At 67.0% G+C, this 13,084-nt stretch carries 8 protein-coding genes; all 8 read left to right on the top strand.

Annotation, left to right across the window (positions count from 1 at the left end; all coding sequences use genetic code 11):
- Positions 1-217 precede the first annotated feature (217 nt).
- The 8 genes from ligA to EGM71_RS13100 all read left to right on the top strand — a co-directional run bounded on the left by ligA (position 218) and on the right by EGM71_RS13100 (position 13,048).
- Positions 218-2,689, top strand: a complete 2,472-nt coding sequence (gene ligA, locus EGM71_RS13135; RefSeq protein WP_188489846.1) for an NAD-dependent DNA ligase LigA — start codon at positions 218-220, stop codon at positions 2,687-2,689.
- Positions 2,690-2,739: 50 nt separating this feature from the next.
- A complete protein-coding gene (locus tag EGM71_RS13130) occupies positions 2,740-3,225 on the top strand; it encodes a GNAT family N-acetyltransferase (RefSeq protein WP_188485285.1) in 486 nt (161 codons plus the stop codon).
- Positions 3,222-4,178, top strand: coding sequence for an EF-P lysine aminoacylase EpmA (gene epmA, locus EGM71_RS13125; RefSeq protein ID WP_188485284.1), 957 nt, complete (start codon positions 3,222-3,224; stop codon positions 4,176-4,178). Before EGM71_RS13130 ends, epmA begins: the two co-directional genes overlap by 4 nt.
- 138 nt (positions 4,179-4,316) lie before the next feature.
- On the top strand, positions 4,317-5,048 hold the full coding sequence (locus EGM71_RS13120) for a DUF3011 domain-containing protein (RefSeq protein ID WP_188485283.1): 732 nt from the start codon (positions 4,317-4,319) through the stop codon (positions 5,046-5,048).
- A 47-nt stretch (positions 5,049-5,095) separates the two neighbouring features.
- Complete coding sequence (gene mtnA / locus EGM71_RS13115) at positions 5,096-6,160, top strand: S-methyl-5-thioribose-1-phosphate isomerase (protein WP_188485282.1); 1,065 nt, start codon at positions 5,096-5,098, stop codon at positions 6,158-6,160.
- A 294-nt stretch (positions 6,161-6,454) separates the two neighbouring features.
- Positions 6,455-9,175 (top strand): DNA gyrase subunit A, encoded by a 2,721-nt coding sequence (gyrA, locus tag EGM71_RS13110; RefSeq protein WP_188485281.1) that lies wholly within the window; start codon positions 6,455-6,457, stop codon positions 9,173-9,175.
- A gap of 130 nt (positions 9,176-9,305) precedes the next feature.
- Positions 9,306-11,834 (top strand): membrane-bound PQQ-dependent dehydrogenase, glucose/quinate/shikimate family, encoded by a 2,529-nt coding sequence (locus EGM71_RS13105; RefSeq protein WP_188485280.1) that lies wholly within the window; start codon positions 9,306-9,308, stop codon positions 11,832-11,834.
- A gap of 308 nt (positions 11,835-12,142) precedes the next feature.
- Complete coding sequence (locus tag EGM71_RS13100) at positions 12,143-13,048, top strand: lysozyme inhibitor LprI family protein (RefSeq protein ID WP_262975114.1); 906 nt, start codon at positions 12,143-12,145, stop codon at positions 13,046-13,048.
- The last annotated feature ends 36 nt before the right edge of the window (positions 13,049-13,084 follow it).

Below are 13,084 nucleotides of genomic sequence, written 5' to 3'. Positions count from 1 at the left end.
GGTGGCGGTGGGCGGCAAGCTGCTCTTTGTGGAGTCGAACCATGTTCGACTGCAGATGTGCCAACCAAGGTTGGCACCTACCAGAGCGGGGGAGTGGTTGGCACCTACCAGAGCGGGGGAGCGCCAGTCGAGCGTGGCTCGGCGCTGCAAACGCGGGGGTGTTACAGGGCCTGACGGCCGGGCGCGGTAGAATCCCCGGCCATCCCAGAACCACCGGATCCCGATGAGCCCCAGCCCCGCCGAACGCGCCGAAGACCTCCGCCGGCAGATCGCCCAGGCCAACCGCGCCTACCATGAGCTGGACGCGCCGGAGATCCCTGACGTCGACTACGACCGGATGGTGCGCGAGCTGGAAGCACTGGAGCGCGAACACCCGGAACTGGCCCGTGCAGACAGCCCGACCCAGCAGGTCGGTGCGCGTCCGTCCGGCCGCTTCACCGAGGTGCGCCATGCGGTGCCGATGCTGTCGCTGTCCAATGCCTTCAGCGATGAGGAAGTGTCTGATTTCGTGCGCCGCATCGACGAGCGGCTGGGCCGTCGCAGCCTGCAGTTCTCGGCCGAGCCGAAGATGGATGGCCTGGCGATCAGCCTGCGCTACGAGGAAGGTCATTTCGTGTTGGGTGCGACCCGTGGCGATGGCAGTACCGGCGAGGACGTGACCGCCAACCTGCGCGAGATCGGCGACATTCCCAAGCGCCTGCACGGCAAGGACTGGCCGGATGTGCTGGAGGTGCGCGGCGAGGTCTACATGGCCCGCGCCGACTTCGAGGCCTACAACGAACGTGCGCGCCTGCAGGGTGGCAAGGTGCTGGCCAATCCACGCAACGCAGCGGCCGGTTCGCTGCGCCAGCTCGATCCGAAGATCAGTGCGCAGCGCAGGCTGAGTTTCTTCGCCTACGGCACCGGCGAAGTGCAGGGCGGCGAGCTGCCGGACACCCATTCGGGCACGCTGGCCCAGCTCGGCGCCTGGGGTTTCCCGGTCAGCGAGTTGTGCAAGGTGGTGGAAGGCACCGACGGCCTGCTTGGCTATTACCGTGACATCGGCGAGCGTCGCGACGGCCTGCCGTTCGACATCGACGGCGTGGTCTACAAACTGGATGACCGCGCCGGCCAGCAGGCCATGGGCTTCGTTTCGCGCGCGCCGCGTTGGGCCATCGCGCACAAGTTCCCCGCACAGGAACAGAGCACCACGGTGGAGGCGATCGAGATCCAGATCGGACGCACCGGTGCGGCGACGCCTGTGGCGCGCCTGGCGCCGGTGGCCGTGGCCGGCGTGATCGTATCCAACGCCACCCTGCACAACGCTGACCAGATCGCGCGCCTCGATGTGCGCGTTGGCGACAGCGTGATCGTGCGCCGCGCTGGCGACGTGATCCCGGAGGTAGTCAGCGTCATCCTTGATCGCCGCCCGCAGGGCACCACACCGTGGCAGATGCCGATGCGCTGCCCGGTGTGCGGCTCGGAGATCGTGCGGGAGGAGGGGGCTGCGGCGTGGCGCTGCTCGGGCGAACTGTCCTGCCCGGCGCAGCGCAAGGAAGCCATCGCCCATTTCGCCTCGCGCCGCGCGATGGACATCGACGGTCTCGGCGACAAGTACATTGAAACCCTGGTCGACGCCGGCATCGTCAAGAGCGTGGCTGATCTGTACCGCCTCAACCGCGACCAGCTGCTGCACCTGAAGCTGGTGCTGGACGCCGAGGACCCATCGGCATTGGCCGCTGCGCTGAAGCTGCACCTGCCCGCCGAGGGCAGTGGCGCGGTGCTCAGTGCGGTGCTCAAACTGGACGGCAGCGATCCGGCGTGGCGCGCACAGGCACTGGTACAGCCGGCCAGCTTCGAATGGAACACGAAGAAGATCGCCACCAAGTGGGCCGACAACCTGATCGCCGCAATCGACGCCAGCCGCGCTGCCACGCTGGAGCGCCTGCTGTTCGCGCTGGGCATCGAGCACGTCGGCGAGAGCACCGCCAAGGCGCTGGCGCAGTGGTTCGGTGACCTGGAGCTGATCCGCCACCTGCCGTGGCCACTGTTCAAGCGCGTGCCGGACATCGGCGGCGAGGTGGCCCGCTCGCTCGGCCACTTCTTCGAGCAGCAGGGCAACCAGCAGGCCATCGATGACCTGCTGCAGGTCGGGCAGGTGCGCATCAGCGATGTGCACGCGCCCAGCGCCAAGCTGCGCGAAGGGCTGGATCTGGCGCAGCTGCTGGTCGAGTCGGAGATCCCCGGCATCACCCGCCTGCGTGCGGAGAAGCTGGTGGCTGCGCTTCCCGGTGCGCAGGCGGTGCTCGATGCCGAGCATGGCCAGTTCGTCAACGCCGGCCTGCCTGACGATACTGCGCGCGGTCTGGCCGAGTGGCTGGACGCCGAAGGCCATGGCGCGATGCTGCTGGCGGCCGAGAAGGCGATGCAGCAGCTCCTGGCCAGGGCGCCGGCGCTGGCCGAGATCGTGGCTGGTCCGCTGGATGGGCAGACCGTGGTGCTGACCGGCACCCTGGCCCAGCTCACCCGCGATGCCGCCAAGGAGCGCCTCGAGGCATTGGGTGCCAAGGTCTCCGGCAGCGTGTCGAAGAAGACCAGCTTCGTGGTGGCCGGTACCGAAGCCGGCTCCAAACTGGACAAGGCGCAATCGCTGGGCGTGCCGGTATGGGATGAGGACCGCCTGCTGACCTACCTTGCCGAACACGAATGATGACCCCGCCGGGTGCCTTTGCACCCGGCATGGAATACAAAGGACTACCGATGCAGACCGCCCCGCTGGATTTCCGCCTGGCCACCCGTGCCGACGAGGAATTGTTGATCGCGTTGATGCGTGAGTTCTATGCCGAAGACAAGATCGACTTCGATGACGCGCGGGTACGCCGTGGTGTCGATGCGCTGCTGGCCGACCCGCGCAATGGCGAGGTGCTGCTGTGGCTGGACGAAGCCGGTGAAGTGGTGGGCTATGCGGTGATTGCGATGGGCTTCAGCCTGGAGCAGGGTGGTCACTTCATGCTGCTGGATGAGCTGTACCTGAGCCACCGTGCGCGTGGCCGTGGTCGCGGCAAGCGCGCGCTGGCCATCTGCGAGCAGCGTGCGCGCGGCCGGGGCGTCAGCCGCCTGCGCCTGGAAGTGAACCACCACAACGAACTGGCCCGCCGCCTGTACCTGGCCAGCGGCTACATCGATGACACCCGCGATCTGCTGACCCTGCCGCTGGACCATCCGCGCCCGGAGGGCATCCTGTGAGCGAGGCCCTGCTGCGCGCGCTGCAGCAGCGTGCCGCGCTCAATGCGCTGGTGCGCCGCTTCTTCGCCGAGCGCGATGTGCTGGAGGTGGAAACGCCGATCCTGTCGGTGGCGGGCAACACCGAACCGAACATCGACAGCTTCCACACCGATTTCACCGGCCATGTCGACGCGGGCGGGCGCCGCCGCTGGTTGCGCACCTCGCCTGAGTATCCACTCAAGCGCCTGCTCGCCGCCGGCGTGGGCGACTGTTACGAACTGGGTCGCGTGTTCCGCAATGGCGAGGCCGGTGGCCGCCACAACCCGGAATTCACCATGCTGGAGTGGTACCGGGTCGATTGGGACCACCATCGGCTGGTACAGGAAACCGCGGAGCTGGTCGGCCAGGCGCTGGCCCTGGTCGGACGCAGTGCGACCCTGCGTGTGCTGAGTTACCGCGAGCTGTTCCAGCAGCATGTGGGCGTGGATCCGTTCGAGGCCGATGAGGCCGCGCTGCGACTCGCGCTTGGCGACGTGCACATCGATCCGGTCGGGTTGACCCGTGATGACTGGCTGGACCTGCTCATGACCCACCACATCCAGCCGCATTTCGATGACGCGGTCATGACCGTGGTGCATGACTGGCCGGCCAGCCAGGCTGCGCTGGCGCGCATCCGCGCCGGCACGCCGCCGCTGGCCGAGCGATTCGAGCTGTACCTGGGCGCAGTGGAGCTGGCCAACGGCTATCACGAACTGAACGACGCCCACGAACAGCGCGCCCGATTCCAGCGCGACCAGCAGCGCCGCCACGAACGTGGCCAGGTGCAGCCGGCGCTGGATGAGGCGCTGCTGGCGGCGTTGCCGGCGTTGCCGGCCTGTGCCGGCGTGGCGGTAGGTGTCGACCGCCTGCTGATGGCGATGAACCGCACGCCACGCATCGCCGATGTGCTGGCCTACGACTTCGCCCACGCGTGACCATCGCGCGTTGCTGAACATCGCAGGCTGAACGAAACGCGGGTTCCGCGCGCTTGCGTCGGTAAGCAGGATGATGCTCTTATCACGGCCAATGCCGGACACTGGCATGCAGTTCATCCATTCCTGCTGGGGAAGGCTTTGTTCAAGTGGTTCGCGGTTGTCGCTGCACCGGTGTACTCCATTGCGCTCTGGGGTGCCTGGCTGCCGTCGCCGGCGTCGGCCCAGCAGGTGGGCTACGACGATGAAGTGGTGACCTGCGAATCACGCGACATGGGTTGGGTGCACTGCGATATCGAGGTTGCCAACGGCGTCGATCTGGTGCGCCAGCTGTCCAGCAACAGCTGCATCCGTGGCAGCGAGTGGGGCACCGACCGCAGTGGCGTGTGGGTCACCCTCGGCTGTCGTGCCGAGTTCCGCGCCCGCCGAGCGGCCAATGCCGCGCTGCCGGCTGACGGTACGGGCAAGCGCCTGGTGCGCCGCGTGGTGCGATGCGAATCCAATGGCCGTCCGCAGAGTTGCCCGGTACGCCTTGATGGCGCGCCGGTGCGCCTGCTGCGCCAGTTGTCGGTGCTGCCATGCCGGGAAGGGCAGGGTTGGGGCTACAAGCGCAATGAAGTCTGGACCAGCCGTGGCTGCCAGGGCGATTTCGAGGTGGCCGATGATGACGGACGCTTCGTCGACATGCCGCGCCGCCTGACCTGCGAATCGAAGTCGAAGAAGCGGCGTTTCTGCGGTGCCAGCATCTCGGTGGGTGCCGTGGTCTCCGAGCAGTTGTCCAGCACCCCCTGCGAGGAAGGCAGTACCTGGGGCTGGAACCGTAACGGGATCTGGGTGGACGGCGGCTGCCGCGCCGAATTCTCGGTGAATTGAGCCCGGGCAGGCTCCATCCCCGCGGGGTGTGGCCCTACAATGGGCCCATGAACACTGCCTCTGACATCGACTACGCCCGTTACGACCACATCCGCCCGATCCTGTGGACTGGCGATGCCCTGCAACTGCTGGACCAGCGCAAGCTGCCGTTCGTGGTCGAGCACGTGATCTGCAATGACAGTGACGAGGTTGCCAGCGCCATCCACGCGCTGACCGTGCGTGGCGCGCCGGCGATCGGCATTGCCGCAGCCTGGGGCGTGGTGCTGGCCGCACGCGAGGTGCAGGCCGCAGACGGTGCGCACGCCCTGCAGCAGCTGGAACCAGCACTGCAGCGCCTCAACGCGTCGCGTCCCACTGCGGTCAACCTGGCCTGGGCGCTGGCACGCATGCGCCGTTGCCTGAGCGCTGCCGGCGCCGACTGGAAGGCGTTGCTGGAGTCGGAAGCGCAGGCCATCGCCGAGGAAGACCTGGCCGCCAATCGCCACATGGGCGCACTGGGCGCTGGCCTGATCGAGGCCGGCAGCGGCGTGCTGACCCACTGCAATACCGGCTCGCTGGCCACCGCAGGCTTCGGTACCGCACTGGGCGTGATCCGTGCCGGCATGGCCCAGCACCGCATCGCCCGCGTGTTCGCCGGCGAGACCCGGCCGTGGCTGCAGGGTGCACGCCTGACGGTGTGGGAGCTGCAGCAGGATGGTATCGATGCCACCCTGATCGCCGATTCGGCCGCATCGCACCTGATGAAGACCGGTGCCGTGCAATGGGTGATCGTGGGTGCGGACCGCATCTGCGCCAATGGCGATACCGCCAACAAGATCGGCACCTACCAGCTGGCCATCGCCGCCCGTCACCACGGTGTCAGGTTCATGGTGGTGGCGCCGTCCTCGACCGTGGACATGGAGACCGTGGACGGCAGCCAGATCGAGATCGAGCAGCGCGACCCGGGTGAGCTGTATGGCGTGGGCGGTACCCGCACCGTTGCCGAGGGCATCGCCGCGTGGAACCCGGTGTTCGACGTCACCCCGGGCGAGCTGATCGACGCCATCGTGACCGAGCGCGGGGTGATCCTGAACCCGACTGCCGAGAACATGCGCGCCGCCTTCGGCGGCTGAGGCGGGCAGGAAGGCCCCGGGGTCGGATCCCTTTTCGCAGGAAAGGGCTCTGACCCCAGGCAGGCCTCATCCACGCATGGCGTGGATCTACTTATTTCGCGCAGCCGAGCGCGGGCTCGGCTTCATAGGGTCCTTTGCAGCCCCTAAGTTCCTGATTTGTGCCGGTAAAATCCCCGTAAAGGGAGGCGGAAAACGGCCTGTTGTGGTAGTATCCACAGGTTGAATCGAGGTTCCGGCGCGACCGCCCACGGGCGAATGTGCCGGACTGGACCGCTACCAGACAACGGAACCCGAATGGCAGAAACCGCCAAGGAAATCATCCAGGTCAACCTGGAAGACGAGATGCGCAAGAGCTATCTCGATTACGCCATGAGCGTGATCGTGGGCCGCGCGCTGCCAGATGCGCGCGACGGCCTCAAGCCGGTGCATCGTCGTGTGCTGTTTGCGATGAATGAACTCAACGCGCACAGCAACAAGCCTTACTTCAAGTCGGCGCGTATCGTCGGTGACGTCATCGGTAAGTACCACCCGCATGGCGATCAGTCGGTGTACGACACGCTGGTGCGACTGGCACAGCCGTTCTCGCTGCGCTACATGCTGGTCGATGGCCAGGGTAACTTCGGTTCGGTCGACGGCGACTCCGCTGCGGCGATGCGATACACCGAGGCGCGCATGTCGCGCCTGGCGCATGAGCTGATGGCGGACATCGACAAGGAAACCGTCGATTTCCAGCCCAACTACGATGAAAAGGAACTGGAGCCGACGGTCATGCCGACCCGGTTCCCGAACCTGCTGGTCAATGGTTCGGCCGGTATCGCGGTGGGCATGGCGACCAACATCCCGCCGCACAACCTGACCGAATCGATCAACGCCTGCATCGCGCTGATCGATAATCCGGAAATCGATGTCGACGGCCTGATGGAATACATCCCGGGCCCGGATTTCCCGACCGCCGGCATCATCAACGGCACCGCCGGCATCATCGCCGGCTATCGCACTGGCCGCGGCCGCGTGCGTATCCGTGCCAAGGCCGATATCGAAGTGGCCGACAACGGCCGTGAATCGATCATCGTCACCGAAATTCCTTACCAGGTGAACAAGGCGCGTCTGATCGAGAAGATCGCCGAGCTGGTCAAGGAAAAGAAGATCGAAGGCATCAGCGAGCTGCGCGATGAGTCCGACAAGGACGGCATGCGCATCTACATCGAAATCAAGCGCGGTGAATCTGCCGAGGTTGTGCTGAACAACCTGTACCAGCAGACGCAGATGGAATCGGTGTTCGGCATCAACATGGTGGCGCTGGTCGATGGCCGCCCGCAGTTGATGAACCTCAAGCAGATGCTGGAGTCGTTCGTCCGCCACCGCCGCGAAGTGGTCACCCGCCGTACGGTGTTCGAGCTGCGCAAGGCGCGCGCCCGTGCCCACGTGCTGGAAGGCCTGACCGTTGCGCTGGCCAATATCGACGAGATGATCGAGCTGATCAAGACTTCGCCGAATCCCGCCGAAGCCCGTGAGCGCATGCTCGCGCGCCTGTGGGAGCCGGGCCTGGTCGGCTCGATGCTGGGTGCTGCCGGTGCCGAAGCGTCGCGTCCGGATGACCTGCCCAAGGGTGTGGGCCTGATCGAAGGCGGCTACCAGCTGACCGAGATCCAGGCCACCCAGATCCTGGAAATGCGCCTGCACCGCCTGACCGGGCTGGAGCAGGACCGCCTGACCGAGGAATACAAGCAGCTGCTGGAAGTGATCGCCGGGCTGATCCACATCCTGGAAGATCCCGACCGCCTGCTGCAGGTGATCCGCGAAGAGCTGATCAGCGTCAGGGCCGAGTTCGGCGATGAACGTCGTACCGAAATCCGCCACAGCGAAGAAGATCTGGACATCCTTGACCTGATCGCCCCGGAAGATGTGGTGGTCACCGTGTCGCATGCCGGTTACGTGAAGCGGCAGCCGGTGAGCGTGTACCGTGCGCAGCGTCGTGGCGGCCGTGGCCGCAGTGCGGCGGCGACCAAGGAAGAGGATTTCATCGAACAGCTGTGGCTGGTCAACACGCACGACACGCTGCTGACCTTCACCAGTTCGGGCAAGGTGTTCTGGCTGCCGGTCTACCAGCTGCCCGAAGCCGGTTCCAACGCCCGCGGCCGTCCAATCATCAACTGGATCCCGCTGGAACCGGGCGAACGCGTGCAGGCCGTGCTGCCGGTGCGCGAGTACGCCGATGGCCAGTTCGTGTTCTTCGCCACCAAGAACGGTACGGTCAAGAAGACCCCGCTGGGCGAATTCGCCTTCCGTCTGGCGCGCGGCAAGATCGCGATCAACCTGGACGAGGGTGATGCCCTGGTCGGCGTCGGCCTGACCGACGGCGAGCGCGACATCCTGCTGTTCGCCTCCAACGGCAAGACCGTGCGCTTCGGTGAAGACAAGGTCCGCTCGATGGGCCGTACCGCAACCGGCGTGCGTGGCATCAAGATGCCGGCCGGCGAGGAAGTGGTCAGCCTGATCGTGGCCGAGAGTGCCGGTGGCGTCGAGGACGAGAACGAGGACGACAACGGTGTCGAGGAAGCCGCCGCCACGGGCGATGCGGTGATCGACGGCGCCGATGACAGCAGCGTGCAGTACATCCTCACCGCCACCGAGAACGGCTACGGCAAGCGCACCCCGCTGCCGGACTACCCGCGCAAGGGCCGTGGCACGCAGGGCGTGATCGGCATCCAGACCACCGAGCGCAACGGCAAGCTGGTTGCCGCGGTGCTGATGGGGTCGGGTGACGAAGTCCTGCTGATCTCCGATGGCGGTACGCTGGTGCGTACGCGTGGCTCTGAAATCAGCCGCGTCGGCCGCAATACCCAGGGCGTGACCCTGATCCGCCTGTCCAAGGACGAGAAGCTGCAGGCGGTGGAGCGCATGGACGCCTCGATCGACGAGGACGAGGACGAGGTGGCAGTGGCTGCCCCGGCCGCGACCACGACCGATGGTGCCCCGGCGGCTGCCAGCAGCGAGGACGCCGCGCAGGAGTGATCCTGCTGCGCGCCTGAGGTACCCGACGACGCCGGCCGTGTGCCGGCGTCGTCGTATCCGGATGCGGCACATACGCGCGCGCTTCACGTCGGCGGTGGGATAACGGCGCATGCTGCCACGGAGATCGACGATGTCCGCCACGCCGCCGTCCGCTCCTGCTCCTGTCCGCGCTTCCCGGCATCCTCTGGTTACCGTGCTGTCGCTGCTGCTGGTCGTGCTCGGCCTGGTCATCGGCGGGCTCGGCGCGTGGCTGCTCAGCCTTGGCGGCTCGGCGTACTACGCCATTGCGGGCGTCGGCCTGCTGGCCAGTGGCTTCCTGTTGTTCGGCAATCGCCGCAGCGGCGCGCTGCTGTATGCACTGGTGTTCGTCGGCACGCTGCTGTGGACCTGGTGGGAGTCGGGCAGCGACTACTGGCGCTGGGTGCCGCGGCTGGGCCTGGTGACCGCGCTCGGCATCGTGCTGGCACTGCTGGCGCCGACGCTTCGCGAACCGGTCTCCAGGCGCCTGTCACGCAGTGTGGCCGGCGTGCTGATGCTGGTGTTCGTTGCGGCGTTCGGGTTGGCGTTCGCGCCGCACGGCGAAGTGGACGGACACCAGCCGTTCCCGGAAGGCGCGGCCAGCGCCGGGCTGGAACCCACGCGGGATATCACGGGTCTGCAGCCGGCCGACCAGCCTGCCGAGGGGGACTGGCCGGCGTGGGGCCGCAGCAATGCCGCCACCCGCTATTCGCCGCTGCAGCAGATCACCCCGGCCAACGTGGCCACGCTGCAGCCGGCCTGGCAGTTCCGCACCGGTGACCTGCCGAAGAAGCGCTGGGGCGCGGAAACCACGCCGCTGAAGATCGGCAACCGCCTGTACCTCTGCACCGCCCGCAACCGCCTGATCGCACTTGATGCTGCCAGCGGCAAGGAACTGTGGCGGTTCGACCCGAAGGTGAAGGACGCCTCGATCCCGTACACCGCTGCCTGTCGTGGTGTGAGCTATTACGAGCAGCCCAGCACGCCGACCATTGCCGACGCAGCATTGGCCGATGTCGCCGCTGATCTGGCGCTGCCGGAACCACCACCCAGCGTTACTCGTAGCGCTGCACCGGGCAGTCGTCCGGCCTGCTGGGCCCGCATCATCGAAGGCACGCTGGACGGGCGCATCATCGCGGTGGATGCGGACAGTGGTCGCCCGTGCGCGAATTTCGGCAACAACGGCCAGGTCGACATCACCCTGGGCATGGGCGAAGTGCCGCCGGGCTATGTGTCGATCACCTCGCCGCCGGCCATCGTGCGCGGCGTGATCGTCACCGGCCACCAGGTGCTGGACGGGCAGCGCCGCGACGCACCGTCGGGGGTGATCCAGGCCTACGATGCGATCACCGGCAAGCTGCGCTGGGCATGGGACATGGACCAGCCCGCGCGCAGTGGCCTGCCGCCGCATGAGCAGACCTACACGCGCGGCACGCCGAACATGTGGACCACGGCCACGGGGGATGAGGCGCTGGGACTGGTCTATCTGCCGCTGGGCAACTCAGCCGGCGACTACTGGAGTGGCTCACGTACGGAAAACCAGAACCGCTATGCGACGTCGCTGGTGGCGATCGACGTGGCCACCGGCAAGCCGGCCTGGCATTTCCAGGCCGTGCGCAAGGATGTGTGGGATTACGACCTTGGTTCGCAGGCCAGCCTGGTCGACTACCCGACGGCGGCGGGCAAGGTGCCGGCGATCCTGTTGCCGACCAAGCAGGGTGACCTCTACATCCTCGACCGCCGCAACGGCCAGCTGCTGACCGCCGCCGAAGAGCGCAGTGTGCCGGTGGGTGGCGTCGAACCCGAGCAGCGTTCACCCACGCAGCTGTTCTCGCTGTACCACAGGCTGCGTCGGGAGCATGACCTGACCGAGCGCGACATGTGGGGCATCACCCCGATCGACCAGCTGGTCTGCCGCATCCAGTTCCGCAAGGCGTACTACGAAGGTTTCTACACGCCGCCGAGCAGTGATCGCCATTCCATCGAATACCCCGGCTACAACGGCGGTTCGGATTGGGGCAGCGTGTCCATCGATACGCGCCGCGGGGTGATCGTGGCCAATTACAACGACATGCCCAACTACAACCGGCTGGTGCCACGCGCCGAAGCCGATCGGTTGGGCTGGCTGCCGCGCGAGAAGATCCGTGCCGACCGGGGCGGTGGCGAGGGCGCCGGCGATCCGCAGGTGGGCACGCCGTACGGTATCCAGGTCAATGCCGGCTGGCGGCTGCCGTTCACCGGGCTGCTGTGCAAGCAGCCACCCTATGGCGGCATCCGGGCCATCGACCTGCGCACCGGCAAGCTGCTGTGGGACCGTCCGTTCGGCAGTGCGCGCGGCAATGGGCCGTTCGGCATCCGTTCCGGCCTGCCGATCGAGATCGGCACGCCGAACAACGGTGGTTCGGTGGTGACCGCCAGCGGACTGATCTTCATCGCCGCCGCCACCGATGACCTGCTGCGCGCCATCGACCTGAAGACCGGCAAGGAGCTGTGGCATGTGGCGCTACCCGCGGGCGGTCAGGCCACGCCGATGGTGTACGCGCAGGGCGGACGCCAGTACGTGGTGATCATGGCCGGCGGGCACCATTTCATGGAAACCCCGAACGGTGATTATGTGATGGCCTTCGCCCTGCCGAACTAGCGGCTGCCGGCCTGAATACGGCCTACGGGGCTGTGACCGCTGTCGCTGAAGTTGCGCTGGCGACCGGGCAGCATCCATCATCGGAACAGGACGGGGCCGGCCAACGCCCCCAGGGAAGGAAACGCATGCTGAACTCTGAACGCCTACCGGGGCGTGCCACCCGGTTGCTGGCAGGACTGCTTCTGCTTGGCCCCTGCCTGTGGGCAAGCGCTCAGGCGCAGCCCCAGCCCGTCGCACGCAAGGTGCCCAGTGGTGCCGAACTGATTGCGGGCGATGCACGCTTTCTGAGCCCTGCGCATGCGCCCTGCATGGCGGCCGCGGGCACCGCACTGGAGGCCCGTCGTCGTTGTGCCGACGCTGAATTCAAGGTGCACGACGATGCACTCAACGCCGCCTACAGTGCGGCGCGCTCCACGCTGACCGCCAGTGATCAGCAGGTGCTGCGCGATCTGCAGCGGCAATGGCTGCGCCAGCGTGACAGCCGTTGCCCGGAAGGCGGCACGGCCGTTGCCCAGCTGGATTCACAGCAGTGCCGCACGCACATGACCCTGCTGCGTGCCCGCCAGTTGCAGGGCGGCGGTGCGGCGGCGCTGGTGGCGGAAGCCAAGGCGGCCCCGGCGCCGGCGCAGCCCGCTGTGCATACCGCCGATGCCGCGCCCGACAAACAGGGCAGGATCGTCCTGCGGCCCGGCGAGGGAAGGATCACGCCTGCATTGCAGGTGGTCTTCCAGGTGGCCGACTGCGGCGGCACCGACAACGTGACGACCTGCAGGGTGCGGAGCATGGGCGTGACCCGTGGCGGGCGCAACGTGGCGGTCACGGGCGTGCAGTCGCGCCTGACCCGCGCTGGCGCCGATGCCCAGGGTGCGGCGGCCGTGCTGCTGACCGTTTCGGATTTCAATGGCGATGGCGTGCCGGACCTGCAGGTGTGGCAGGACAACAACGGTGTCTACAACGTTCCGGTGCATGCGTTCTACCTGTTCGACGCCAAGGGCAACCGCTATGTGCGTGCCAAGGCATTGGAAGCGGCCATCGGCGGGCGCGACATCGACCATATCGACAATGGGCGGTTCGTGCTGCGCGCGAAGGTCAGCCCGTGCGAGCGCGAGGACAAGGTCATCCAGCTGCGCGGAACCGAGCCACGCACGCTGCTGCAGCGCCGCTATGACACCTGCAGGGGCGACGCCCCTACCGAATCGGACCTGCTGAAGTAGGTCTTCCCCCGACGAACGGATGCGTTCCGGAACTGG

Origin of the sequence: Stenotrophomonas maltophilia, from assembly GCF_006970445.1 — a bacterium.
GTDB classification, from domain to species: Bacteria; Pseudomonadota; Gammaproteobacteria; order Xanthomonadales; family Xanthomonadaceae; genus Stenotrophomonas; species Stenotrophomonas maltophilia_AU.
This window is presented reverse-complemented; position numbering and strand designations above follow the sequence as displayed.

What these genes read in the sequence shown, in the direction of transcription:
- EGM71_RS13130 (WP_188485285.1), top strand. Translation starts at nt 2,740, where the DNA reads ATGCAGACCGCCCCGCTGGATTTCCGCCTGGCCACCCGTGCCGACGAG.
- mtnA (WP_188485282.1), top strand. Translation starts at nt 5,096, where the DNA reads ATGAACACTGCCTCTGACATCGACTACGCCCGTTACGACCACATCCGC.
- gyrA (WP_188485281.1), top strand. Translation starts at nt 6,455, where the DNA reads ATGGCAGAAACCGCCAAGGAAATCATCCAGGTCAACCTGGAAGACGAG.
- EGM71_RS13105 (WP_188485280.1), top strand. Translation starts at nt 9,306, where the DNA reads ATGTCCGCCACGCCGCCGTCCGCTCCTGCTCCTGTCCGCGCTTCCCGG.
- EGM71_RS13100 (WP_262975114.1), top strand. Translation starts at nt 12,143, where the DNA reads ATGGCGGCCGCGGGCACCGCACTGGAGGCCCGTCGTCGTTGTGCCGAC.